Annotated in this window: 19 protein-coding genes, 2 tRNA genes and 1 rRNA gene; 9 read left to right on the top strand and 13 right to left on the bottom strand. The window is 52.8% G+C overall.

The features are described from left to right. Positions 1-63 precede the first annotated feature (63 nt). From B9Z32_RS00415 to B9Z32_RS00405, 3 genes are all read left to right on the top strand, one after another. Positions 64-873 carry an ABC transporter ATP-binding protein gene (locus tag B9Z32_RS00415; protein ID WP_108419459.1) on the top strand — a complete coding sequence of 270 codons (810 nt, stop codon included), beginning with the start codon at positions 64-66 and terminating at the stop codon, positions 871-873. 29 nt (positions 874-902) lie between these two features. Beyond that, positions 903-2162, top strand: coding sequence for a phenylacetate--CoA ligase family protein (locus B9Z32_RS00410; RefSeq protein ID WP_108419458.1), 1260 nt, complete (start codon positions 903-905; stop codon positions 2160-2162). A gap of 158 nt (positions 2163-2320) precedes the next feature. Next, positions 2321-3304: a tripartite tricarboxylate transporter substrate-binding protein gene (locus B9Z32_RS00405; protein WP_108419457.1), complete on the top strand. Its 984-nt coding sequence runs from the start codon at positions 2321-2323 to the stop codon at positions 3302-3304. Positions 3305-3374: 70 nt separating this feature from the next. Here B9Z32_RS00405 and B9Z32_RS00400 read toward each other — a convergent pair whose 3' ends face one another. From B9Z32_RS00400 to B9Z32_RS00380, 5 genes are all read right to left on the bottom strand, one after another. Continuing rightward, positions 3375-4349: a glucokinase gene (locus tag B9Z32_RS00400; protein WP_108419456.1), complete on the bottom strand. Its 975-nt coding sequence runs from the start codon at positions 4347-4349 to the stop codon at positions 3375-3377. Positions 4350-4366: 17 nt separating this feature from the next. Further along, positions 4367-4798, bottom strand: a complete 432-nt coding sequence (locus B9Z32_RS00395) for a biopolymer transporter ExbD (protein WP_108419455.1) — start codon at positions 4796-4798, stop codon at positions 4367-4369. 11 nt (positions 4799-4809) lie between these two features. After that, positions 4810-5223 (bottom strand): biopolymer transporter ExbD, encoded by a 414-nt coding sequence (locus B9Z32_RS00390; RefSeq protein ID WP_108419454.1) that lies wholly within the window; start codon positions 5221-5223, stop codon positions 4810-4812. A 70-nt stretch (positions 5224-5293) separates the two neighbouring features. Next, complete coding sequence (locus B9Z32_RS00385; RefSeq protein ID WP_199219916.1) at positions 5294-6145, bottom strand: MotA/TolQ/ExbB proton channel family protein; 852 nt, start codon at positions 6143-6145, stop codon at positions 5294-5296. A 104-nt stretch (positions 6146-6249) separates the two neighbouring features. Then, the gene (locus tag B9Z32_RS00380) at positions 6250-6924 is read right to left on the bottom strand and encodes an energy transducer TonB (protein WP_199219915.1); all 675 of its coding nucleotides are present in this window, start codon (positions 6922-6924) and stop codon (positions 6250-6252) included. A gap of 352 nt (positions 6925-7276) precedes the next feature. Between B9Z32_RS00380 and B9Z32_RS00375 the strand changes: the two genes are divergently transcribed. Further along, a complete protein-coding gene (locus B9Z32_RS00375; RefSeq protein ID WP_146179436.1) occupies positions 7277-8440 on the top strand; it encodes a hypothetical protein in 1164 nt (387 codons plus the stop codon). On the opposite strand, the gene B9Z32_RS00370 is transcribed toward B9Z32_RS00375, so the two are convergent. After that, on the bottom strand, positions 8437-10557 hold the full coding sequence (locus B9Z32_RS00370) for an ATP-dependent helicase (RefSeq protein ID WP_108420877.1): 2121 nt from the start codon (positions 10555-10557) through the stop codon (positions 8437-8439). The two genes, B9Z32_RS00375 and B9Z32_RS00370, sit on opposite strands and share 4 nt — an antisense overlap. Before the next feature lie 104 nt (positions 10558-10661). On the opposite strand from B9Z32_RS00370, the gene B9Z32_RS00365 reads away from it, so the two are divergent. Beyond that, entirely contained in the window at positions 10662-11627 is a 966-nt protein-coding gene (locus B9Z32_RS00365) for an AEC family transporter (RefSeq protein ID WP_108419452.1), read from the top strand. 5 nt (positions 11628-11632) lie between these two features. Here the strand turns inward: B9Z32_RS00365 and priA are convergent, their stop codons facing one another. From priA to B9Z32_RS00350, 3 genes are all read right to left on the bottom strand, one after another. Then, positions 11633-13732, bottom strand: a complete 2100-nt coding sequence (priA, locus tag B9Z32_RS00360) for a primosomal protein N' (RefSeq protein ID WP_108419451.1) — start codon at positions 13730-13732, stop codon at positions 11633-11635. Between the two features lie 440 nt (positions 13733-14172). Then, complete coding sequence (gene hemE / locus B9Z32_RS00355; protein WP_108419450.1) at positions 14173-15288, bottom strand: uroporphyrinogen decarboxylase; 1116 nt, start codon at positions 15286-15288, stop codon at positions 14173-14175. 47 nt (positions 15289-15335) lie between these two features. Further along, positions 15336-17678, bottom strand: coding sequence for a protein-disulfide reductase DsbD (locus B9Z32_RS00350; protein ID WP_233248003.1), 2343 nt, complete (start codon positions 17676-17678; stop codon positions 15336-15338). A gap of 139 nt (positions 17679-17817) precedes the next feature. Here B9Z32_RS00350 and B9Z32_RS00345 point away from each other — a divergent pair, with 139 nt between their 5' ends. Further along, positions 17818-18672 carry a creatininase family protein gene (locus B9Z32_RS00345; protein ID WP_108419449.1) on the top strand — a complete coding sequence of 285 codons (855 nt, stop codon included), beginning with the start codon at positions 17818-17820 and terminating at the stop codon, positions 18670-18672. A 51-nt stretch (positions 18673-18723) separates the two neighbouring features. Here B9Z32_RS00345 and B9Z32_RS00340 read toward each other — a convergent pair whose 3' ends face one another. From B9Z32_RS00340 to B9Z32_RS00325, 4 genes are read right to left on the bottom strand one after another with little or no spacing between them, the layout of a single operon-like run. Then, positions 18724-19821 (bottom strand): hypothetical protein, encoded by a 1098-nt coding sequence (locus B9Z32_RS00340; RefSeq protein WP_233248002.1) that lies wholly within the window; start codon positions 19819-19821, stop codon positions 18724-18726. A 51-nt stretch (positions 19822-19872) separates the two neighbouring features. Continuing rightward, the gene (locus B9Z32_RS00335) at positions 19873-20565 is read right to left on the bottom strand and encodes a histidine phosphatase family protein (RefSeq protein ID WP_108419448.1); all 693 of its coding nucleotides are present in this window, start codon (positions 20563-20565) and stop codon (positions 19873-19875) included. A 5-nt stretch (positions 20566-20570) separates the two neighbouring features. Further along, positions 20571-21512 (bottom strand): PhzF family phenazine biosynthesis protein, encoded by a 942-nt coding sequence (locus tag B9Z32_RS00330; protein WP_199219914.1) that lies wholly within the window; start codon positions 21510-21512, stop codon positions 20571-20573. Continuing rightward, entirely contained in the window at positions 21509-23443 is a 1935-nt protein-coding gene (locus tag B9Z32_RS00325; protein ID WP_108419446.1) for an ATP-binding cassette domain-containing protein, read from the bottom strand. The genes B9Z32_RS00330 and B9Z32_RS00325 overlap by 4 nt, the downstream gene beginning before the upstream one ends. 634 nt (positions 23444-24077) lie before the next feature. On the opposite strand from B9Z32_RS00325, the gene B9Z32_RS00315 reads away from it, so the two are divergent. The 3 genes from B9Z32_RS00315 to B9Z32_RS00305 all read left to right on the top strand — a co-directional run bounded on the left by B9Z32_RS00315 (position 24078) and on the right by B9Z32_RS00305 (position 25894). Then, a 16S ribosomal RNA gene (locus tag B9Z32_RS00315) occupies positions 24078-25608 on the top strand. 102 nt (positions 25609-25710) lie between these two features. Beyond that, positions 25711-25787: transfer RNA gene (locus B9Z32_RS00310), tRNA-Ile, on the top strand. Between the two features lie 31 nt (positions 25788-25818). Then, a tRNA-Ala gene (locus tag B9Z32_RS00305) sits at positions 25819-25894 on the top strand. Positions 25895-26079 lie beyond the last annotated feature (185 nt).

The raw sequence follows: 26079 nt of genomic DNA, 5'->3' as shown, positions 1-26079 counted from the left end.
AAGCAGTTGCCAAATGAAAGTCTCAGAACTTGAGATTTTCATTTGGTCACAAAGGCAAAGTCCATGAGCGATAAAAAAATTGTATTGAATGTCAATGGCATTGAAGTGATTTACAACCACGTCATCTTGGTTCTGAAGGGCGTTTCCCTGCAAGTTCCAGAGCAAGGCATTGTGGCTATTTTGGGTGGCAATGGCGCAGGCAAAACCACCACCTTGCGGGCTATTTCCAACTTGCTCAAAGGTGAGCGCGGTGATGTCACCAAGGGCAGCATTGAGCTGCGTGGTGAGCGCATTGAAAACCTCACCACCGCCGACTTGGTCAATCGCGGCGTGGTGCAAGTGATGGAAGGTCGTCATTGCTTTGCCCACCTCACCATTGAAGAAAATCTCATGACGGGCAGCTACACACGCAAAGACAAAGGCGAAATTGCAGCCAACCTCGAGAAGGTGTACAACTACTTCCCTCGTTTGAAAACACGCCGCACTTCCCAAGCAGCTTACACCTCGGGCGGCGAGCAACAAATGTGTGCCATTGGCCGCGCCCTCATGACCAATCCCAGCGTCATGCTTTTGGATGAGCCCTCCATGGGCTTGGCGCCACAGATTGTGGAAGAGGTGTTCAACATTGTGAAAGATTTGAACGAGAAAGAAAAAGTCACGTTCTTGATTGCAGAACAAAACACCAACATGGCGCTCAAGTACTCCGACTACGGTTACATCATGGAGTCGGGTCGCATTGTGATGGATGGCTTGGCCGAGGACCTGCGCACCAACGAAGACGTGAAAGAGTTTTACCTCGGCATGGGTGGTGGTGAACGCAAGAGCTTCAAAGATGTGAAGAGCTACAAACGCCGCAAGCGTTGGTTGGCTTAATTTTTTCCAACCACCTTCAAAGGAAGTTTATGAAGACGCACATGGATGCATTGGAAACGCGCGCCCCTGAACAGCGCGAAGCGGCCTTGTTGGCCGCCCTCCCTGTGCAAATTGCACACGCTCAAAAAAATACCTCGGCATTTGCTGAGTCTTTGAAGGGTATCAACCCAGCAGACATCACCTCCCGCAGCGCCTTGGCCAAACTGCCCGTGATTCGCAAACATGAGTTGCAGGAACTGCAAAAGGCTTCACGCGCCAAGGGCGGTAGCGTGTTTGGTGGCTTCAGTGCGGTGGCGTATGGCAAGAACATGCCGCGACTGTTTTCAAGCCCTGGCCCTATTTATGAACCTGAGGGCGCACGCGCCGACTATTGGCGCATGGCGCGGGCTATTTCTGCGGCAGGCTTCCAGTCTGGCGAACTTATCCACAACTGTTTCAGTTATCACTTCACACCGGCGGGCTCCATGATGGAGACGGGCGCGCATGCTTTGGGCTGCACGGTGTTTGCGGGTGGCATTGGCCAAACCGAGCAACAAGTGCAAGCCATTGCCGAGCTGCAGCCGGCGGGCTACATCGGTACTCCCAGTTTCTTGAAAATCATTCTTGAAAAAGCGGCAGAAATGGGTGTGGCCCTGCCTTCCGTGAAAAAAGCCTTGGTCTCAGGCGAGGCCTTTCCACCCAGCCTGCGCGATTGGATGACCGCCCAAGGCGTAGATGCCTACCAGTGCTATGCCACTGCCGATGTGGGCCTCATTGCTTACGAAACCAGTGCGCGCCAAGGTTTGGTGCTGGATGAAGGCGTCATTGTTGAAATTGTGCGTCCTGGTACAGGTGACCCGGTGCCTGAAGGCGAAGTGGGCGAGTTGGTCATCACCAGCTTGAACCCCGACTACCCCCTGATTCGCTTTGGCACGGGCGACTTGTCTGCCATCTTGGCGGGGACGTGTCCCACCGGCCGAACCAATCAACGCATCAAGGGCTGGATGGGGCGCGCCGACCAAACCACCAAAGTGCGAGGCATGTTTGTGCACCCGGGCCAGGTGGCTGAAGTGGTGAAACGTTTCCCAGCAGTGCTCAAAGCCCGTTTGGTGGTGCAAGGTGAAATGGCCAACGACAGCATGGCTTTGCACGTGGAAACTGCTTCTCAAGCTGGTTCTGAAACCCTCAAGGCCCAAATTGCAGAAGCCATTCGCGATATCACCAAATTGCGCAGCGACGTGTTGTTGGTGGCGCCAGGCTCTTTGACCAATGATGGCAAGGTCATTGAAGACGCGCGCAGTTATCAATAAGGCATTGAACAAAGCATTGAACAAAAAGCATTGATTTGGCTCAGAAATGCTGCGAATCAAGGCCTAAAAGACCTTAATTTTTGTATTGGCAGTGATTCTTTTTGTAGCTTTCGGACCAATGTCCCACTACACTTCGCGTTCCAAACTAGGAGATAAAAATGAAACGTTTGCTATTGATTGCAGCCGCTGCCTTGACAATGGTTGCGCATGCTCAAAATTTCCCAGGTACCAAGCCTGTGACGTTCGTGGTTCCTTTTGCTGCGGGCGGCCCCACAGACAAAGTAGCCCGTGATCTTGCCGTGGCCATGGCCAAGACCATGCCAGGTGGCAACTTTGTGGTCGAAAACGTGGCGGGTGCTGGCGGCACCATTGGCGCGGCCAAGGTGGCACGTGCCAACCCAGACGGCCATACCCTGCTGTTGTTCCATATCGGCATGGCCGCAACGCCTGCGCTGTATCGCAAACTCTCCTACAAGCCTTTGGAAGACTTTGAGTTTTTGGGCATGGTCAACGATGTGCCAATGACTTTGGTTGGGAAGCCACAGTTGCCTGCCAACACCTACCGCGATTTTGAAAACTATATCCGTGCCAATGCAGGTAAGTTGAACATCGCCCATGCAGGCTTGGGTTCAGCTTCGCACATTTGCGGCATGTTGTGGCAAGCACAGTTGCAGTCCAAAGAAGCCATGACCACCATTCCTTTTGGCGGTACGGCACCAGCTATGAATGCCTTGGTTGGCGGTCAAGTTGACGTGATGTGCGATCAAACCACCAACACCACGGCTCAAATTGAGTCTGGCCGAATCAAAGCCTTCGCAGTGACTACCGCCAAGCCTTTGTCGGATCACAAATCGTTGAAGTACTATCCTTCATTGCAAGAAATGGGCTTGAAGAATTTTGACCTCACCATTTGGCACGGTTTGTATGCGCCTAAGGGCACGCCTGCAGCCATCACCACTGCATTGAATGAAGCCATGAAGAAAGCCTTGAAGGACCCAGAGTTCATCAAGAAACAAGAAGGCTTGGGCGCTTTGGTGGTGACTGACAAGCGCGTAGAACCTGCAGAGCACAAGAAGTTTGTGGCTGCAGAAATTCAGAAGATCAAAGCGGCTGTAGATGCTAGCGGCAAGTACGCTGACTGACATTGAGTTGCCTCTTGATGGATCAAAAAAAACCGCTGCAAAGCGGTTTTTTTTCGTGCTTGCAAGGGCTTTAGTTGCTCAACGAACGAGAGGCGCCCAACAAGGCTGGAGACTCCGGGGCATTGATGACCCAAACAGGAATGTCTTTCAAATAGGTCCTAAAACGACCCTTGGCTTCAAATCGCTCCCTGAAGTTAGAAGTTTCAAACCAACCTAACCAACGGGGCACAATACCGCCACCCAAATACACACCACCGCGCGCACCCAATGTAAGCGCCAAATCGCCTGCGACTGAACCCAAAAATCCAGTGAACATTTCAAGGCTCTGAAGCGCGAGAGGGTCTTTGTCTTGCAGGGCCCATGCTGTGATTTCTGCAGCACCTTTCACATCCACGGGAGATTGCTTTTGCAATTGGCGCAAAGCCAAATACAAGTCAACCAGACCTTGGCCTGACAACACGCGTTCAGCAGAAACATGCCCATAGCGTTGGCGAATAATTTCTATCACTCGGTATTCTTCATCTGTCTGAGCTGCCAAGGTGGTGTGGCCTCCCTGACCTGAAATGGCCAACCAATGGCCATTGTGATCGCTAGGTATCAAACCTGAAACACCCAAGCCCGTTCCAGCGCCAATGAGTGCTTTGGGCGCAAGGCATTGGGCCGGATCGCTTGCACCACCCACCTGAACCAAGTTGTTGGCAGGAATGAAGGGCAGTGCCAGAGCCAAGGCCGTAAAGTCATTGATGACCTTGAACTGTTCCAAGTTCAAATTGCGCTGAACTTCTGAGATTGAAAAAGACCAATGGTGGTTGGTCATGCGAACCGCATCACCGTTTATGGGGCTGGCGATGCCCAATGCGCAGCTGCGAGGAGCGGGCAAATTTTGGCGCGACAAATAGGTGCGAATGGCCGCTTCAAGAGTTTCATACTCAGCACAGGGTAGAACCAGCACCTGCTGAATCTCGGTAGCACTACCTTCTTGCCATCCAAAACGGGCGTTGGTTCCGCCGATATCTCCCAATAAGCGCGGAAACGAATTCGTCACAAATAACTTGAAATAGCTTAATTGACAAACTGCTCCGAACCCACAATGCCCAGCTTGGTCAGGCCTAGGCGCTGCGCACTGGCCATGACCAGCGCCACAGACTCATATTTGGCCTTGGCATGCGAGCGAATATGCAGCTCGGGTTGTGGCTGAGTGGCCGCAGCTTCTACCAGTTTGGCCTCAAGGTCTGCACGGCCTGAGATGGGTTTGCCGTTCCAATTGATCACGTTGGCAGCGTCGACATCAATCTTGATGACCACAGGGTCAATTTTTTTGGTGGGTGGCTGTGAAATGGGCATGTCCAAATTCACTGAGTGAAGTTGCGCCGGAATGGTGATGATCAACATGATCAAGAGCACCAACATCACGTCAATGAGTGGCGTGGTGTTGATGTCCATCATCACTTCTGGCTCATCACTGCCCGAGCCCGAGCCTACGTTCATTCCCATGATTTTTTCCTTTATTGCGGCTCAGTGATGAACCCGACCTTGGTGATGCCGGCGCGCTGCACCGCATACATCACTCGGCCCACCGACTCAAAGTCGCTCTTGCCATCGCCCCGAATCTGAACTTCAGGTTGGGGTTTCATGACCGCAAACTTTTTCATGCGCTGAAGCAAGTCGTCAGAATTTTTGATGGGCGTGTCGTACAAGAAAATCTTGCCCTGTACGTCCACCGAGATGATCACGTTCTCTGGCTTGGTCTCCCGCACCGCGTTCTTCTCTTTGGGCAAGTCCACCTTGATGGACGTTGTCACCACCGGAATGGTGATCAAGAAGATGATCAACAACACCAACATCACATCCACCAAGGGTGTGGTGTTGATCTCGCTCATGATCTCATCGTCTTTTTCTGAACCGACGTTCATTGACATGATTGGCCTCTGAATATGTTGAGGATTGAAGTTTTAAGGATTGAAGCCTTAGACTTGAATCGCTTGTAAATCACTTGTTGCTTGAAGCCAGTAACACAGAGTGCAAGTCAGAACCAAATCCGTTCACGTCTTCCATCACAGCCTTGTTGCGGCGGACCAACCAGTTGTAACCCAACACGGCAGGCACCGCCACAGCCAAACCAATGGCCGTCATGATCAATGACTCGCCCACAGGGCCGGCCACTTTGTCAATAGACGCTTGGCCCGACATGCCAATTTTTACCAGCGCGTTGTAGATACCCCAAACGGTACCGAACAAACCCACGAAAGGTGATGTGGAGCCGACAGTGGCCAACACAGCCAAGCCGTCTTGCAAGCGACTTTGAACGTTGCCAATGGCACGCTGAATGCTTCTGGCGGTCCAGGTGTCAAAGTCCACGCCACCCAGCAATCCGGTGTGCTTGTTGGCGCTTTCAAGACCTTTTTCAGCAATGAAGCGGAAGGGACTGTCTTCAGCCAAGCCATCTGCACCCTGACGCAAAGAAGAAGCACTCCAGAAACTGTCTTTGGCTTCTGCTGCAAACTTGGCGGCCTTCGATTGCTCAAAGTACTTGGTAATAAGCACATACCAAGAACCCATGGACATCAGCACCAAGATGAGCAAGGTGCCTTTGGCCACCACGTCGCCTTGGGCCCACAAAGCGCTGAGGCCGTAGGGGTTTTCTTCGTGCGCAGATGCGGGTGCTGCTGCAACGGGTGCGGCAGGAGCAGCGGGTGCTGCCTCGGCGGCTGGCGCTGCGGCTGCAGGTGCCGCTGCCGCAGGGGCAGCCTCTTTGGTCTTGGACGCAAAGCTGCTGCTGGCCAGTCCCATGCCTGCCACCAAACCGATGGCCAGGACGAGAGTTTTGAGTTGCTTGATCATGGAAAGACTCCTCTGAAACGAATTCAATTAAATTTAAAAATATTCAACAAAAAGTGTTGGGTTCTGATGTGGTTTCTGATGCGCTTTGCTGCGAGCTTGGCGCATTACTCAATGCGCCAAGTGAACAGCATGCTGGCCCAGCTTTGCTGGGGCTTGCCATCCAGCGTGCCAGGCTTGAACTGGCACTTCGACAAACCGGCTCTGGCCGCTTCGTCCAAACGCCTGAAACCAGAGGACTTCTCAATGGCTGACTCAATGACCTTGCCATCGACGCCTACCAAGAATTTCAACTGCACAGTGCCTTCTTCCTCCAAGCGCTTTGAAGCGCTGGGGTATTCCGGCTTTTCGCAACCCGACGCACTGATCACAGCGGCTGTTCGCACGGGCGGCGCAGGCGGAGCTGGAGGCGCTGGGGGTGCCGGCGGTGCATTCATTTGCACCGGCAAGGGCGAAGGAGGGGCCACAGGCTGAGGTGTGTTGGAGACAGCGGCAATGGCATTCACCGGGGGTGGCGCAGCCACGGGCACTTCAACCGGCGGCACATAGGCAGGCGGTGGCGGTGGTAAATTTTTGGGCGGTGGTGGCGGTGGGGGTGGCGGAATTTCAGGCTTGGTCTCTTCCAACAGAACGGCTTCCACCGGATCTTTGAAGACTTTCACAAACTTGCGCGCAAGTCCGGAATTGATGGCCCAAAACAGCAGCCCGTGCAACACCACCACAACGGTCAACCCGATCAAATGCTTGCGGGGGGTACGCTGCCGGCTGGCGTAATCAATCATGTAAAAAGTGCTCCTTCACAGCGAGATCAATCTATGACGAGTCACAGATTTACAATACTTCGTGCCGCATTCTAAATGGCAAAGAATTGTAATTAAGTTACAAGCCTAAAGAAGATGGCGCAGACAAAAAAAGAAATCAGGGTATACCCCAAAGAAATATATGAAATTGGGTTTCCCTGTACCAAAATTACAGCCAATTCAATGTTGATTGTTTTTAAATCCATTTTTAAAAATTCCACTCATGCTCACTTGCTCAACAAGTTCTTCTTTTTTCAATGTATTTGCCAAGGCCCAATTGAGGTTGAATTTTTTTTCGGCCGGTTTTTTTCTGGCACTGTTAGGGACGCTGGGGTTGGTATTCAGTGCGAACGCGCAGGGAGTCGTTCAGCCAGAAGCGGCTAAATCATTTCAGGCTGCACAAGATGCCCTGAACGCAGGGCAGGCCGAAAACGCCATTGCCTTGGCCCAACAAGCCTTGTCAACGCCAGGCATCACTGCGTCGGAGAGGCCTGTCATTCAAAGAACCTTGGCCATTGCGGCATTGCAGGCCAAAAAATTTCCTCTGGCCATTCTGACCTTGGAGGCCATGCTTCAAGAGATGCCCGAGGGGACGCCCGCAGCTCAAAAAATTCCTCTCATCGAAGCCTTGTTAAGTGCCAGTGACCAAGCCCAAGATCTGTCAAAGCTTGTCACTTGGGCCCGAATTTATTTCAAGCTAGAAGGCGGCAACCCCTCTATCCGACCCGTGTTCATTCAAAGCTTGGTTAAATTAAACAGACATGAAGAAGTGATTCAAGAAGTCAAAGAAAAAATCCGTTTGGATGAAGCGAGCAAAGTCAAAATATCACAAAATGATTTGCGAATCATGGCGCTCAGTCAGCGGCAGATCAAGGACGAAGCGGGCTATAACAGCACGCTCAAAATGTTGCTCCAAAACTACCCCAGCAAAGCCTACTGGGCAGAAGCAATTGCCCGTTTGGGACGCCAAGCCAATTTTAATTTGCGCTTCGAATTAGACCTTTACCGTATTTTGGAAGTGACAGGCAATTTGGAAGACACCTCTGAGTATGTCGACATGGCCAGTTTGGCGCTCAACGTGGGCTTGCCCGCTGAAGCTGCTCGAGTGGTCGAGCTTGCCTTTGCATCAGGCAAGATGGGCCAAGTCAGCGCCGCCGCCAATCATCAAAAGCTGCGTCAACAAATTCAAGTGCGCTTGGCCGAAGACGACAAAGCATTGCCGGGCCTTGAAAAATCAGCCAAAGACGCCAACACCTTGGCCAGTTTGGCAGAGGTGTACACCTCCAAACAAAACTGGAGTCAAGCCAATGCTTTCTTTGGCCGAGCGTTGGCCATGGGCGGCTTAAGGCGTGAAGCAGAAACCCGCTTGCACGCGGGCATTGTGCTTTTCAGACTGGGTCAAAAAGCAGAGGCCGCCAAAATGTGGGACAGCGTTCAAGGTGATGCAACCGCAGTTGAATTCGCGCAGCTTTGGAAAATTTGGCAGGCGCAAAATTAAAGCGAGTCACCTTGTTCTTTTTGCTTGGCGGCAGACGCCGCCGCTTTGAGCGCAAATTCTGCACGCAATGCGCGCAACTTTTCACGCGGATCTTCTTTGATGGTGTTTTTGTCGAGCGCCATTTCTTGAATAAACCGACTCGGCAAGGCAGCGATGGTTTCTCGGCCTTTTTTGCGGCGTCGGGTCCAGCTCACCGCCAATGTTCTTTGCGCGCGTGTAATGCCCACATACATCAAGCGCCGCTCTTCTTGAAGCCTTGAGAGTTGGCCTTCTGCATGCACTTGGGCGTCGACTGATTCTTTATTGTCTTCGTCCATTTTGAAGGGTAGCAAACCTTCGTTCACACCCACTAGCATCACATGCGGCCACTCCAATCCTTTAGCGGCATGCAGCGTCGACAAGGTGACCACATTGGGGTCTTGTTCGCGCTCATTCAAGGTAGACAACAAAGAAATAGTTTGCGCAACTTCCAGCAAAGACTTGGTTTCGGAAGCGATGCTCACCCCTGCAGCATCGTCAATGGTGCCGCCGCAACGCCCCGACATCCAATCGACAAATTCCAGCACATTGGTCCAACGCGCAGCTGCCACTTTCTCGTTGTCTTCACCGTCGTACAAATGCTTTTCGTAGCCAATTTCTTTCAGCCATTGCAATAAAAAAGCTTTGGCATCCTCGGCGCCATGGGTGCGTTTGGCGCGGTATTCCAAGTCATTCATGTAACGGCCAAACTCATGCAAGCTACCCACAGCGCGCGCAGACAACTTGGCGCCTAAGCTATTGGAAAACAAGGCTTCAAACAAACTGAGTTTGTATTGGCTGGCCAGGGTGCCAAGTCCTGCCAAGGTTTGATGTCCAATGCCGCGCTTGGGGCTGGTCACCGCACGCAAGAATGCAGGGTCATCGTTGTTGTTGACCCACAAGCGAAACCAAGCACACAAGTCTTTGATTTCTGCACGGTCAAAAAAACTTTGCCCGCCCGACACCTTGTAAGGAATTTGCGCACGCCGCAAGGCTTTTTCAAATGGCTTGGCCATGTGATTGGCGCGGTACAAAACGGCAAATTCTTTGTACTCTCGGTATTGAATGCCGCCAGCGGTGGTGGCAGTGCCTGCGCGCAATGATTGAATGCGTGCAACCACCCGATCGGCTTCATGTTCTTCGTGATCGGCATCGATCACACGCACCGGCTCGCCTTCGCCCAGCTCAGAGAAAAGTGTTTTGGGGTAAAGCTTGGGGTTGGGCTCTATCACGTTGTTGGCCGCGCGCAAGATGGCGCTGGTTGAGCGGTAGTTTTGTTCTAACTTCACCACTTTCAATTGCGGAAAATCTTGCGGTAAACGTTTTAAGTTGTCTAAGGTGGCGCCGCGCCAGCCGTAAATCGATTGGTCATCGTCGCCCACAGCGGTGAAGCGCGCACGCTCACCTACCAAGTGTTTCAGCACTTCGTATTGGGTGGCGTTGGTGTCTTGGTATTCATCGACCAAGACATGGCCCATGGCGGCTTGCCAGCGTTCACGCACTTCAGGAAATTGACCCAACAGCTTCAAAGGCAGACCAATCAGGTCGTCAAAGTCGACGCTTTGATAAGCGCTCAGTCGTTCCTCGTATCGGCCCATGATGCGCGCGGCCACCCGCTCGTTTTCATTCTTGGCTGCGAGCTCCGCTTGCGCGCCCGTCAGGCCAGCATTTTTCCAAGCACTGATGGTCCATTGCCATTGGCGTGCGGTGTTGGCATCGGTGGTGCCGCCACAGTCTTTCAAGATGCTCACCACATCGTCGGCATCCAAAATACTGAACTGCGGTTTCAAGCCCAACACATGACCGTCTTGTCGCATGATGCGCACACCCAATGCATGAAAGGTGCAAATCATGACCTCTTGCGCACCTTTGCCAATGAGCTTGCGTGCACGCTCGCGCATCTCACTGGCGGCTTTGTTGGTGAATGTGATGGCTGCGATGCGCTTGGGTTCTAAGCCCACCTCAATCAGTCGGGCAATTTTTTGTGTGATCACGCGTGTTTTGCCCGAGCCGGCGCCCGCCAACACAAGGCAAGGGCCTTTGACGTAATTGACGGCTTCTAGTTGAGCCGAATTCAAACCAGTGGTGGGGGTCGACATGCGTAAAATGGAGAAGGCCAAATCAAATGCCCAAATGCGCATTCGGCCAAGCGATCGATCATAGCGGGCAATTGAGGTGTCATTTACAAGGCACAATGTGAGCCATGCTAGATGTCTTGCGCGTCACCTTTCCCTTCTTTGCATTGGTCCTTTGCGGCTACTGGGCAGCGCGTCGACAAATGTTGCCCTTTGAGGCCATTCCAGGGCTCAATGGCTTTGTGCTGTTCTTTGCTTTGCCTTGCATGCTGTTTCGTTTTGGTGCCAACACGCCCATTGCGCAGCTGCTCGATGCTGGCGCATTCTTCATGTACTTGTTTTGCGCCTTGGTCATGGTGGCCTTTGTGGTGGCCATCTCCTTGAACAAGCGATTTGGTTGGAACGATGCTGCATTTGGTGCTTTGGTTGGCGCATTTCCCAACACCGGTTTCATGGGCGTGCCTTTGCTGGTGGCCTTGCTAGGCTCTGCCGCTGCGGGGCCGGCCATTGTCACCATCGTCATTGATATGGTCATCACCACCTCCTTGTGCATTGCCCTGTCGCGCTTAGATGGCGCTGGCCAACAGGGGGTGGGTCAAGCGGCCAAAAACGCGTTGCTGGGCGTGGTCAAAAACCCGATGCCTTGGGCCATTTTGTTGGGCACTTTGTTCTCTGCATTTCAAATTGAATTGCCCGGCCCTGTCGACAAAACGGTGGCCTTGCTGGGCGATGCCGCGTCACCCGTTGCGCTGTTCACCATTGGAGCTGTGTTGGCGCGCTCACAAACAATTGCGCATCATGCGCAGCACGGCCCCCTGACGTGGCAAGACTATGTGCCTGTGGCGCTTATTAAGTTGCTGTTGCACCCGCTCTTGGTGTTGGTGGTGGGCTTGGCCGCCATTTCAATGGGCGTACCCATCGATGCGTTTGCGCTCAAAGTCATGGTGTTGGTGGCCGCCTTGCCCAGTGCCAGCAATGTGGCCATGTTGTCTGAGCGCTTTGGTGCCGACAGCGGCCGCATTGCCAGAATTATTTTGGTCTCAACAGCGGCAGCCTTCCTCACCTTCTCGGGCGCAGTGGCCTTGCTTCAATAAATTTTTTAAATGGCCAGTGGGTCGACATCCACCAGCCAGCGAATCAAGCCCTTGTGTTCTGGCAAAGAGCGCGATGCATGCAGTTGCACTTGCAACAATTCAAGTACCCTGTGAAGCGCTTTTCTAGAGGGGCTTTCAATCAGCATTTGAGCGCGCTCCACATTGGCCACTCGCTGGATGCTCATGGGTACCGCTGGATACACACTCACTTCGGCCAAGGCCGCCGCATCGTTGGCACTCATGTCGAGAGCCGATTGCAGCTGCGCATTGGCTTGGTTTAAAAATGCCTGTGCCACCGACTGCATGCGCGCATCACTTCGAATCAAGGCTTGGAAAGTGCTGGGCGGTAGCCCTGCTTCCAAGCGCTCCTTCAATTGTTGTTCTGCAAAGGCAGGGTAGTCGTGTTTTTTAAGCGCTTCAAACAAGGGGTGGCCAGGGTGAAAAGTTTGGACCCACATTTCACTGTTGGCACTTTGTGCGGCATCGCGGCCAGCTCTGCCGCCTGCTTGCATGAGCAAGGCAAACAAGCGCTCTGGCGCTCTGAAGTCGCTAGAGAACAAAGCACCGTCGGGATTGACCGCTGCCACCAAGGTGATGCGCCGAAAGTCGTGCCCTTTGGCAATCATTTGCGTACCCACCAACACATCGACTTCGCCGCTGTGCACACCTGCCAACTGGGCCTCCAGCGAGCCTTTTAATTTGGTGCTGTCTGCATCAATGCGCATCACCTTCACAGGCTGACCATCAGGCCGCTTCACATCGACCAAAAGCTCGGCCAAATGTTCTTCAAGTTGCTCCGTGCCACGCCCCATGGGGGCAATGTCGGCATTGCCGCACGCAGGACACACGCGGGGTACACGTTCGGTGAAGCCGCAGTGGTGGCAGCGCAAGGTGCGATCAATTTTGTGGAACACCCGAAACGCACTGCAATGCGAGCATTCACTTTTCCAGTCGCAGTCTGCGCAATGCAAAACGGGGGCATAGCCGCGCCGATTGAGCAGCAGCATGCTTTGCTCACCCTTGGCTACACGCTCTTGAATGGCAGCCATCAAGGGAGCTGACAAAACTGTTTTGCGCGGCTGATGGTTCATGTCAACCCGGCGTACAAAAGGCAGTTGACCCGCCCCAATGCGCGCAGGCATGGGCAAGCGCACATAGCGGCCGCCTTCTGCAGCGGGCCTGCTGTGATGCCAGCTTTCTAAAGAAGGGGTGGCAGAACCCAAAATTACTTTGGCGCCTTCAAGGCGCGCTCGGTAAATGGCCAAATCTCGAGCCGAGTAGCGTGCACCTTCTTGTTGTTTGTAACTGGCATCGTGCTCTTCATCCACCACAATCCATTTCAGATGGGGCATGGAGGCAAAGATGGCCATCCGCGTGCCCAACACAATTCGGGCGCTGCCTTGGTGGGCGGCCAACCAGCTCTTCAATCTTTGGGGGCCTGTCATGCCACTGTGCATCGAGACCACGCCTTCATCGCCAAATCTGGCTTTCACGCGCGCCTCAAGTTGCGGCGTGAGGTTGATCTCGGGCACCATCATCAGGGCTTGCGCTTTGGGATTGTCTGCCAAGCACCTGGCAACCGCTTGGAGGTAGACCTCTGTTTTACCGCTGCCCGTGGCGCCGTGAAGCAGGAAGGGGCCAGTTGCCGCCGCCATTTGAGCCAAAACCTCAGTTTGCTGCGAAGACAAAGGCCATGGTGACTGAAGCGCGGCAGCCAAGCTTTCTGTGCTTGCGGGCTGTTTTTTCAAGCGCCTTGCCATCTGCACTGGTGTGAGGTCTCTGAGTTGCGGTGGCAAAGCGGCCATGGCCACTTCGCCCAGTGCGCGCTGGTAGTACTGCGCGCTGAACTGAACCAACTGACGCCAGTTGGCGCTCAAGGGCTCTATGCCATCCAACACTGCTGTCACTTGACGCAAAGTGTGTGTGCTCAGACTGGATGGGGGACTGGTGTGAACGCCCCACACCACGCCCAACACCTCTCTGCTGCCGAAAGGCACTCTGACCAATTGCCCCACCGCTGCGGGCAATTCGGTGACATAGGTCAGCAAACCGCCCACTTGACTGTGTGCGGGTGCTGAAACTGCAATGTCAAGCCACTTTTGCATGCAAAACCCTGTGCGCAACCCTTAACTCAAGGGCAACACTGCATTCTGTCATTTTCTTGCTCATAAATATTCTTGAAATATCGGGTAAGTTGTTGTTTTTCATGGCCTTTAAAGACAGTCCCAATAAACTGTGGATAACTTTGTTGAAAACTCAGTCTGATGACCCGCAAACCCTTGAAAAATAAGGCTTTGATTGAATTGCTCGCGAACTGAGCAGATTCATAAATCCTATTTAAAACAACAACTTAGCTTGTTTAGAGTGTCGCGCCTCGGCCTGCGGTACTGACAAGAATTTGAAAATCCATGAAAAGAACTTTTGTGCATAAGTCAATAGAAAAAACCCAAATATTTAAATATTTTTGGGTCTTTTTGGGTCAGAAGTGCGCTAGAGAAAGCTCAGCACTAAATTGGCACAATCTCAGCACAATCTCAGCACAACCTCAGCGCCTCAGCAGTTTAGAGTGCGCATGAACCGCCTCCACCAAGGCCGACACATGCTCTGGGGGTGTGAATTGGCTAATGCCATGGCCCAAGTTGAAAATGTGGGTTGGCCCCGTGGTGGTTTTGTCGGTGTGAGGTTTGCCAAAACTGTCCAACACCCGAACCACTTCTTTTTGAATTTGCGCTGGGGGTGCAAACAACACATTGGGATCGATGTTGCCCTGCAAAGCTTTGCCAGGGCCATTCACGGCGCCACCCACCATTTGGCGGGCTCGGCCCAAGTTCATGGTCCAGTCAAGGCCCAAAACTTCGCAGTCCAATGAGCCCATTTGATCGAGCCACAAACCGCCGCCCTTGGTAAACACAATGCGGGGAATGGTCACGCCCTGGTGTTCTTTTTTCACCAGTGCCAAAACTTTGGCGGTATAGGCCAAGCTAAATTCTTGGAAAGCCGCATCGGCCAAAACGCCGCCCCAGCTGTCAAAAATCATCACGGCCTGAGCCCCTGCTTCAATTTGGGTATTCAAATAAAGCGCCACAGCTTGTGCGTTGACTTCCAAAATGCGGTGCATCAAATCGGGTCGGCTGTAGAGCATCGACTTCACCAAGCGGTAATCGTCTGAGCCTTTGCCCTCCACCATGTAGCAGGCCAAGGTCCAGGGGCTGCCCGAAAAGCCAATGAGTGGCACGCGGCCATTCAAAGCTTTGCGAATGGAGGTGACGGCATCAAAGACATAGCGCAGCTTGGCCATGTCAGGCACTTGCAGCTCGGCCACTGCGGCTTCATCGCGCACCGATTTTGCAAAGCGAGGGCCTTCGCCCAATGCAAAGCTCAAGCCCAGTCCCATAGCGTCTGGCACGGTCAGGATGTCGCTGAACAAAATGGCCGCGTCCAAGGGGTAACGCTCAAGGGGTTGCAGGGTGACCTCGGTTGCAAAGTCTACGTTGGTGGCCAGGCCCATGAAGCTGCCAGCCTTGGCGCGGGTGGCGCAGTACTCAGGCAAATAACGACCTGCTTGGCGCATCAGCCACACGGGCGTGTGGTCTGTGGCTTGTCGCAAGCACGCGCGCAAAAAAGTATCGTTGGACAAAGGAGCAAAACTGGCTGAGGTCATAAGATTCAAGTGAGTGTGAAACGTAGTTTGAAGCGGTATTTGAAGCGTTATTGTTTGATCGGTGGACTTTTGAGTTGACTCAAATAAGATTGAATTTCTTTCACAGTGATCAACTCTGAGAGAAGGCTAGCGGGTTGGTCTGGCGCATACCACGCATAAACCGGCAGACCATTGCGGCCCAACTCATTCAGGGCAGCCGTGATGCGAGGATCGTAACGCGTCCAGTCGGCACGCAAAAGCAACACATTGCGGCTTGCAAATTCAGCCAACAAGCCAGCATCTGAAAAGGTGGACTTTTTGTTAAATTGGCACGTTACGCACCAAGCCGCCGTGAAGTCGACAAACACAGGGCGGCCTTCTTTTCGGGCAGCGGCCACTTTGTCGGCCGACCATTCTTCCCAAACCACTTTTTGATTGGCCGAGGTTGAAGATGCTGAAGAACTGGAAGAAGTGCTTGCAGACGATTGATTCAAAGGCGGAGTTTCAACCAACGCCCATGTCGGGCCCCACTGCCAAATGGACAGTGCGCCCACCAGCAAAGCCAAGACTGTGATGGCGCGCGCACCAGGCCCATGAAGTGACAAAGCCCAAATGAGCAAGGTCAAGCTCAACAAGCAGGCCAAAAATCCAATGGCGCCATCGAGACCAACTTGCTGCCCCAAAACCCAAACCAGCCAAACCACCGTGGCATACATTGGAAACGCCATGAATTGCCTGAAAGTTTGCATCCATGCGCCAGGGCGCGGCAACAGCTTGACCCAACCGGTGCTCAAGGTGATGGCCATGAAGGGCAAGGCCATGCCAAATCCCATGGCGAGAAACACCGGCAAGGCCTGCCAAGCAGGCAAGCCAATGGCCAAGCCCAAAGAGGCACCCATGAAGGGGGCAGTACAAGGCGACGCAATGACCACGGCAAACACCCCCGACCACAAAGAGTTGGTGATGGGGTTGGCCCACTGAAGACCCGCCAAATTGCTGGGTACAAAAGATCTAAATTCAAACAGGCCCGACAAGTTCAGACCCAAGGCGGCAAACAACAGCGCCAGTGCGCCCACCACCCAAGGAGACTGCAATTGGAAGCCCCAGCCCAATTGCGAACCCGCTTCGCGCAGCCCCAGCATGAGCGCGCCGAGAACCAGGAAGGAAATCAAGACGCCAGCGCTGAAGGCCCAAGCGGACAGCTTCATTTCTCTGGGGTGGCTGGCGTGCTGTGTGATGTTGAGCAACTTGATGGCCAAAACAGGAAAGACGCAAGGCATCAAATTCAGGAGCAAGCCGCCCAGCATAGCGCCCAACATGGCGAGGGCCCACGTGGCAAAGGGTGCTGGCGTTGATGCTGCGCCGGACTTGTTTGGCAAAGCAGAAAAGTTGATATTACTTGGGGCAACAGGCTCCGAAAATTCTTGCCATTGACCTTGAACCGGTGTTGTCAGTGTCCACTGTCGGCCGGTGGGCGCATCGGCCTTGCCTTGCACCAACAGCCACGTCATTTGAGAGGGGCTGTCCATGCGCTCCGCTGAAATTTGGACGATGACCTCTGTGCCCGCCGATGCTTTGTTTGAAGCGTCTGGCGCCATGCTTTGAATGATGGGGGCGGCACTGTTTTTGACCACGTTGGCCGTTTGAGGAAAGACCGTCCAGTCACCCTTTTGCAGCTCAGGCGGCAGTTGCGAGAGGCTCAATTTCAAAGTGCGACCATCTGCCGCAATGCGAGCTTGGTGCTGCCCCGGCAAGGCTTGTGCTTGCAGTTGAAGCGCTTTTTCAAACGCATCGCGCGCCATGGACGTTGCGCCCTGAACGGGCAGCTTCAGACTGAAATCGCCCTCTTGTGGAATGCACTCTTGCTTGCAAACCAACCAATTGGCACGCAGGTCAATTTGAATTGTGCTTTCATTGTTCTGGGGCTTGAAGGAAGGGCCTATTTGAATGGGCGTGACCAACAAGGTGGTGTCTTCGTAGCCATAGTTGGCCAGGCTGCCAATGGGAATACGTCGCGGTGCAGGCCAAACGATTGGGCCAGCCGCCATGCCTGTGGGCAGCTTCCACTGAAGCTCTGTAGGAAGACCAGAGTCGCCAGGGTTGCGCCAGTAGGTGTGCCAGTGGGCTTGGTGCACCAACTCCAAACCCAACCAAAGGGTTTTGCCTGGGCCAATGCCATCAGGCGCTAGTGCAAACAGGGTGGCTTTAACTTGCGGGGTTTTGACCACTTGGCCGGCAGGACCCGAACTTAAAACTTGAGTTTGTGCGTGGACTTGCAGCGTCAGGCTCACAGCCAAGTTAAGAGCCAAGCAAAGAACAAAAGCAATGCCTGCCCCTGCCTTCAGCAAAAATAGCTTTAAAAATGGCCGCAACATGTGACGCACAGAAAGGGAGTCCTCAAGCAAAAACATCAAAAGCTGACTGAAAATCAGCCATCGCCAAGTTTGGCCGAAAAATGGCCAAATCCAAGTGCCCAACTCTACACCGCAAATTCATCCCCCTAAATGAGACGCCTCTATTAAACTGCGCTTATTCAAAAGCTTGCCCCACATGTCACATCACATCCACCATTGGTCCAACTTGACCACCCAAGACTTTGGCCGCATCGACACCACTCGCGCCATTGCGGTGTTGCCCTTGGCCGCAACCGAGCAACACGGCCCTCACCTGCCCCTCTCGGTCGATGTGGACATTGTGGAGGGCGTCATCCAATCGGCCATTGCCCAATTGAACGCCAGCGTCCATTCCGCGGCAGACGCGCTGAACCCACAAGATTTGTCGATCTTGGTGCTGCCCACCCAAGGTGTGGGATTGAGCCCAGAGCATGCGGCATTTCCGGGCACGCTCACCTTAAAGTCCGAAACACTCATTCGCTTGTGGACCGACATTGCAGAATCGGTCAAAGCAGCAGGCATTCACAAATTGGTGCTGTTCAATTCGCATGGCGGGCACGTGGGCGCCATGGACGTGGTGGCCCGCGATTTGCGCGCTCGCTTGGGCATGCTGGTTTACAGCGTTAATTGGTACCAACTTCCCCTTGAAGACGACAAAGGGCAAGATGCCCATGCGCTGTTTTCTGACCATGAGCATCGCTTTGGGGTACACGCTGGCGACATTGAAACCTCTGTCATGCTGGCGCTCAAACCGCAAGCAGTGAGCATGAACAAGGCAGAAAATTTCAAGTCAAGCTCAGAAGATCGAGCACAGTTGTTTCCCATTTTGGGCAACGGGCGCAGTGCCAAACTGGCATGGCAAATGCAAGATTACAACCCTGCTGGGGCGGCTGGCAACGCTGCTGCCGCTACGGCTCAAAAAGGACAAGTTGTCTTAAAGGCTGCCGGCCGTTCCTTGGCGCAATTGTTGTTGGAAATAGATCGCTTGCCTGCCGACACGCTGAGATCTTAAGCTTGCGATCCTGAGCCTGCTATCTTAAGCCTGCGATTTTGAGAGCTCGGCCTATATTTTGGGCAGGCTCAACTCACAAGCCGATGGGTCAATTTGCTTTGGGTACTCCCGCGTCGCATCCAAGCACCCGCCATCTGCATAAATACCTTTGGCATCTCTGATGCGCATCATTTGCTGCAAGATGTTTTGCAATTTGTCGGGCTTGTGCAGGGTATCTTGCACACAAGCGTCTACTATGGCTTCGTCCATCCACAACTCGCCAGCTGCGTTGGTTTGCACACCATCCCGCCAATGGAAGATCTCGAGGCATTTACTTTGCAAGGTAAAAGGCTGATCGCGCTTCCAGAAGTTGCTGAACAATCCACTGCCCACATAAATCACCCATGAACCCTCGTAGCCTGTCACGTCAGAAGAGTGTGCATCGGGGTTTCGAAACCAAATTCGATCGCCAGGCACATAAAAGCGAGCAGGCAAAGGAGCTTCGAGCGAACCATATTCATGCAAAAAAACATCGTGGAATTGGCCAGACCGAATGGCGTACTTTTCATTCAAAGTTTGCAATTGCTCAAACAAAGGGGCGTTGTGCACAGCGGCCTCCTGTGCCAAGCCAAGCAAAATCACATACTCAGTGGCGCGATAGCATGAAAAGTCGTAAAGCTTGCCTGTGGCTTCAGGTTGGGTGGCGCTGACCAAAGCCTTGATCAGGCCGGTACCCGCTTGCAAAATAAAGCCGGCCTCTTCTTCGTATCTCCAGAACTCGCTAGGCCGCTCGGCGGCATCTGTTTTGAATGCCAAGGCTGTTTTGCGGGCATCCAGCACAATGTTTTCGCGAACCCGCACTGCACTGCTAAGCGCTTCTAAGTTGTTGAATTCAAAAAGATGGGGCGACACCAGCATGGACCATAGGATCTCTTGCTGCAAATTGTGGGCATGTTCATGCAATGAAAGGGTGTCGCAGTCGGGAGCATAGACCTGCATCCACGCGCCACTCATTTTGCAATGGGTTGCGCCACTCTGTGGCTCAAGAGCCAAACCATCCGCAATGCCAAGGGCAGCAAAGTATGCGACGCAAGCCGACTGCTCGCAATTGGCGACTCGAATGCCTGCCGCTTGGGTTGAGTGCGAAGTGGCCTTTTGCGAAATGTGCATACATATCATTCTGACAAGAAAACAAGGCCTCCCCCATCGGGATAAACACTATTAAGCAAAAGTGATCCAGCTTCGATGGGCGGCATGATCTAAATGCGGTAAGTTGTTGTATGAAAGTAGCATATGCCGAGACGCCGAAAAGACAAACTCTGTGAGTGCTGTATTTCGGATGCGCAGATTCAATTCAATGGACGTCTCGGCAGGCGCTTGAAGCACTTGCCCCACCGCAGTTGAAATTGGACCACCGCTAGACACTACCAAAACGCGGCCTTGGTGATTTTCTCGAATGTGCTTCAACACCGCTTGAATGCCTGCTGCAAACTCGGCATAACTGCTCATGCCTTTGGGGGCTGTCTCGCCGGCCATCCATTTTTGCAAGGCCGTTCTCAACAAGCGAAAGTGATGCTTGTACATCTCTGGCGTATCTGGCTTGGCAAGCGGCTCTGGGTGAATGGTTTCGATCAAGGCGTGGCTGTCGTATTCATTGAGCTCTGGCCAAACTTCGGGTTGATTGTGAAGTTGCGCGCCTTGTGCAATGCCTTCCCAGGTTTGGCGGTGTCTTTTCAGGCTGCCCATGAAAACAGCATCAAACTTCAGGGCTTCTGCGCCGGAACGTTCGCCGGCCGCTTGTTGCCAATACTCGCCCAAGCGAATGCTTTGTCGCCTGCCCATGTCACTGAGCTGGTCGTAATCGTCTGCGCCAAAAGATGCCTGACCGTGGCGCACTAAAAGTAGTTGTCCCATGGCCTCTAGTCTAAAGCCACATGGCCTTCAATACAGACCGCTGTGTCGCCTCCAACCCACACTTGGCCTGAGCCGTGTTGTTGAATGTGAACACGGCCTTGGCGACCCAGTGCATGGCCTTGGCCTGCCACATAGTGGCTGGGCATGAGTTTTTCTTCAATCAGCCATTGGGCCAGTGAAGCATTCAAGCTGCCCGTGACAGGATCTTCCAAAATACCCATGGCGGCTGCAAAAGCGCGCACTTCCAAATCCATGGGCTGAACAACTGCATCGCTTTGCAAGCGAGATTTGCCAGCTGCATTTGAAAATGCGCGCGATTCGCGGTTGCTGCGGGCAATGAGAAAAGGGCTGCCCGATGGCGCGGCAACCCCCACTTTCACGCCCATCTTTTTAAGTGCCAAATGATCGGGGTTTAAATGTTGCACCGTCTCTGCAGAGTCCAATAAAAAGCACCACCACTCTGGGCCATTGTTCAAAATTTGACTGGCCAGCACCTGTTCTGCCTCGACACCCAATGCGCTTAAGAGCGGAGCCATCATGTCAGTTGGCACAGCTCTCTTTTGGGTGGGCGGTGCTGCAAAAGCCCAACGACCTTCTTGATTTTCAATTCGAACCAAGCCAACGCCACACTCTTGAATGATCACGCCATCTTGTTGAACCTGTCCGCCCCCATCAAGCCATGCGCGCGCGCTGCCCAAGGTGGGGTGACCCGCAAATGGCAACTCGCCCCCAGGGGTGAATATTCTCAAGCGGTAATCTGCGCCGTCTGCTTGCCCCTTGGGGCTTGGCGGCAGCACAAAGGTGGTTTCGCTCAACTGCGTCCAGCGTGCAAAGCGCTGCATGGCTGAATCGCTCAGCCCCGTGCCATCCAACACCACTGCCACCGGATTGCCCCAATAAGCTTGGCTTGTGAAGACATCCACCTGCATGAATTTTCTTGAAATCAAGACAAAATTTCCCAACGCTCTAGAGCGGCCATTAATTCAGTGTCTATTTTGGCGTCGCGCGCATACAAAGCCGTGGCTGCCGCTGGATCCTTGGTAAACAAAGCAGTGTCTTGCAAGGCCTTGCGAATGTCTGCTTGTTCTTTTTCCAGTGCTTCAATCAGAGCGGGCAGGCCTTCTAGTTCGCGCTGCTCTTTGTAGCTCAATTTGGTAGTGGTCTTTGCCGGTTTGGCTGGACTGGCTGAGCTGACCGTACTGACTGAACTAACCGAACTAACCGAACTAACAGTGGCCACTGGTGCAGCTTTGGCGGCGGCGGCCTTGTTTTGCGCTTGAATGCTTTGACTGCGTTGCGATTGCGTCAGCCAATCTTGAACAGAGCCTTCGTACTCGCGCCAAAAGCCAGGATTCTCGGGTGTTGCTTCGCAGGCAATGATGCTGGTCACCACGTTGTCCATAAAGGCCCTGTCGTGACTCACTAAAAATACCGTGCCTTGGTAGTCTTGCAGCAACTCTTCGAGCAACTCCAAGGTGTCGATGTCAAGGTCGTTGGTGGGTTCGTCAAGCACCAACACGTTGGCGGGCCTGGCAAACAAGCGGGCCAGCAGCAAACGATTGCGCTCACCGCCAGACAAAGATTTGACAGGCGAAGTGGCGCGCGCCGGTGAAAACAAGAAGTCACCCAAATAACTTTTCACGTGCTGGCGCTTGGTGCCAATCTCAATCCATTCACTGCCTGGACTGATGAAGTCTTCTAAGGAGGCTTCCAAATCGAGCGCGTTTCTCATTTGGTCAAAGTACGCCACTTGCAAATTGGCGCCTTGCCGAATTTTTCCACTGTCTGCCTCAAGCTCGCCCAGGATCATTTTCAGGAGTGTTGTTTTGCCAGCGCCGTTAGGGCCCAGCAAGCCAATCTTATCGCCGCGAAGCAAGGTGGCCGTGAAGTCTTTCACAATCACTTTCACATCACCTTCTGGTGAAGTAAATGATTTGCAAACGTCGGTGAGCTCTGCCACCAACTTGCCGCTGGGTGCGCCCGAGGCCACTTCCATGCGAACCCGCCCCACTTGTTCTCTGCGTGCGCTGCGCGTGGCGCGTAAATTCTCAAGCCGCACAATGCGGCTTTGACTGCGTGTGCGCCGCGCTTCAACGCCTTTGCGAATCCAAACCTCTTCTTGTGCCAAGAGCTTGTCGGCCTTGGCACTGATCACGGCCTCTTGCGCCAGCTGTTCTTCTTTGTTGATTTGGTACTGTGCAAAATTGCCAGGATAACTGCGCAGACGCCCGCGATCCAACTCAACAATGCAGGTGGCAATGCGATCGAGAAAAGCGCGGTCGTGTGTGATGGCCACCACGCTGCCCTTGAAATCAATGAGCAATTGCTCCAGCCATGAAATGGAATCTAAATCCAAGTGATTGGTGGGTTCATCAAGCAGCAACACATCGGGATGCGTCACCAAAGCTTGCGCCAAGGCCACGCGCTTTCGGTTGCCGCCAGAGAGGGTCGAAATTTTGGCAGCGGGGTCCAAATGCAAACGGTGCAAAGTTTCGTCAACACGTTGTTCCCAGCCCCAGCCATCTAGAGCTTCAATCTGGCTTTGCAGCGCATCGAGATCGCCCACGCAGTTGCTGTAGTCGTCTATGAGTTTCATCACGGGCGCTAGGCCGCGCTGAACAGATTCAAAAATGTTGTCGTCTGCTTCAAGCACAGGTTCCTGCGCCACATATGCAATGCGCACACCTTGCTGAACATGCATCGTGCCGTCGTCAGCGTGCTCCATCCCTGCCAGTATTTTGAGGAAAGACGATTTGCCCGTGCCATTGCGACCAATCAAACCTATTCGCTCTGATGTCTCCAGAGCAAAGTCAGCGTGATCAAGGAGTGCGACGTGGCCATAGGCCAGCGACGCGTCTAATAAAGTAATGAGTGCCATCTATGGATTATCAATGGCATCTGAAAAAAGAATGAGAGGGCTTGCGCGCAACAAAAAAACTATGCTATAGTCGCGGTCTTCGCTGAAAAGTAAGTCGGAATAAGTCCCGAGCAACCTACAAGTTGCAAGCAGTTAAAACTAAAAAACTTGAAACTTTAAAAGGTTAAGAAAGTTTGAATGTTTTAAATAGATGAAAAAAATCAAAATTTTTTTCATCCGGCACAAAAAACCGTGCTAGACTGCAAGGCTTCGCTGAAATGTTTTGAATTAAATGTCAAAACGATGACGCAAAATCGGAATAAGCCCCGAGCAGCTAAAGGTTGCAAACAGTTTAAAAAGTTTTTTGAAATATTTGAAAAGTTTTTTAAATTGCTTGCAAAAGCACTGAAAACAGTGCTACACTGCAAGGCTCCGCTGATCGCAGCGCAGTGCAACAAAACGACACACAGTGTTGGCCTGTTGCACACAAGATCTTTAAAAATATACAGCCGATAAGCGTGGGCGTTTGATGGCGATTGCCAAGTTCTACGGAACTAAGTCTTAATTGACTTACAAACGCTCATGAGAATAGAAGTGAAGTTCACTTCAATTCCGTTTTTATGAGTTGCTCGAAAGAGCGAAAAAATTCAAGATCGAACTATAGAGTTTGATCCTGGCTCAGATTGAACGCTGGCGGAATGCTTTACACATGCAAGTCGAACGGTAGAGGGGGCAACCCCTTGAGAGTGGCGAACGGGTGAGTAATGTATCGGAACGTGCCCAGTCGTGGGGGATAACGTAGTGAAAATTACGCTAATACCGCATACGATCTATGGATGAAAGCGGGGGATCGCAAGACCTCGCGCGATTGGAGCGGCCGATATCAGATTAGGTAGTTGGTAGGGTAAAGGCCTACCAAGCCAACGATCTGTAGCTGGTCTGAGAGGACGACCAGCCACACTGGAACTGAGACACGGTCCAGACTCCTACGGGAGGCAGCAGTGGGGAATTTTGGACAATGGGCGAAAGCCTGATCCAGCCATTCCGCGTGCAGGATGAAGGCCCTCGGGTTGTAAACTGCTTTTGTACAGAACGAAAAGGTTTCTATTAATACTAGGAGCTCATGACGGTACTGTAAGAATAAGCACCGGCTAACTACGTGCCAGCAGCCGCGGTAATACGTAGGGTGCAAGCGTTAATCGGAATTACTGGGCGTAAAGCGTGCGCAGGCGGTTATATAAGTCAGATGTGAAATCCCCGGGCTCAACCTGGGAACTGCATTTGAGACTGTATAGCTAGAGTACGGTAGAGGGGGATGGAATTCCGCGTGTAGCAGTGAAATGCGTAGATATGCGGAGGAACACCGATGGCGAAGGCAATCCCCTGGACCTGTACTGACGCTCATGCACGAAAGCGTGGGGAGCAAACAGGATTAGATACCCTGGTAGTCCACGCCCTAAACGATGTCAACTGGTTGTTGGGTCTTAACTGACTCAGTAACGAAGCTAACGCGTGAAGTTGACCGCCTGGGGAGTACGGCCGCAAGGTTGAAACTCAAAGGAATTGACGGGGACCCGCACAAGCGGTGGATGATGTGGTTTAATTCGATGCAACGCGAAAAACCTTACCCACCTTTGACATGTACGGAAGGATCCAGAGATGGATTTGTGCTCGAAAGAGAACCGTAACACAGGTGCTGCATGGCTGTCGTCAGCTCGTGTCGTGAGATGTTGGGTTAAGTCCCGCAACGAGCGCAACCCTTGTCATTAGTTGCTACATTTAGTTGGGCACTCTAATGAGACTGCCGGTGACAAACCGGAGGAAGGTGGGGATGACGTCAAGTCCTCATGGCCCTTATAGGTGGGGCTACACACGTCATACAATGGCTGGTACAAAGGGTTGCCAACCCGCGAGGGGGAGCTAATCCCATAAAACCAGTCGTAGTCCGGATCGCAGTCTGCAACTCGACTGCGTGAAGTCGGAATCGCTAGTAATCGTGGATCAGAATGTCACGGTGAATACGTTCCCGGGTCTTGTACACACCGCCCGTCACACCATGGGAGCGGGTTCTGCCAGAAGTAGTTAGCCTAACCGCAAGGAGGGCGATTACCACGGCAGGGTTCGTGACTGGGGTGAAGTCGTAACAAGGTAGCCGTATCGGAAGGTGCGGCTGGATCACCTCCTTTCTGGAAAAACTGCAATCAAAATTGAACGCTCACACTTATCGGTTGTTGGAAGGTTGTCGCCGACGACATTGGCTTTATGCTGGTGCAAGACGCGACCGGCTTGGGTCTGTAGCTCAGTTGGTTAGAGCACCGTCTTGATAAGGCGGGGGTCGTTGGTTCGAGACCAACCAGACCCACCAGTCCTTTCACACAAGACACATCATAAAAAACGGGGGATTAGCTCAGCTGGGAGAGCACCTGCTTTGCAAGCAGGGGGTCGTCGGTTCGATCCCGTCATCCTCCACCAATTAATGGTTAGTTATTCTTATCGTTTTGATTTATTCATTCAAAACCAAAGCAGCTTTTAAAAGGCTTTTTTGGTGTTGATTGGTATCTATCAATTAACAAACGAGTCGCAAGACTCACGGCTGTTCTTTAAAAATTCATAGAGTCGAATTAGATGTCATTAAGGGAAACTGCACATTCGTAAAG

Origin of the sequence: Limnohabitans sp. MMS-10A-178 (assembly GCF_003063375.1) — a bacterium.
In the GTDB taxonomy this organism is placed as follows: Bacteria; Pseudomonadota; Gammaproteobacteria; order Burkholderiales; family Burkholderiaceae_C; genus Limnohabitans_A.
Note: the sequence above shows the minus strand (reverse complement) of the source record. Positions and strands in the feature narration are given on the sequence as shown.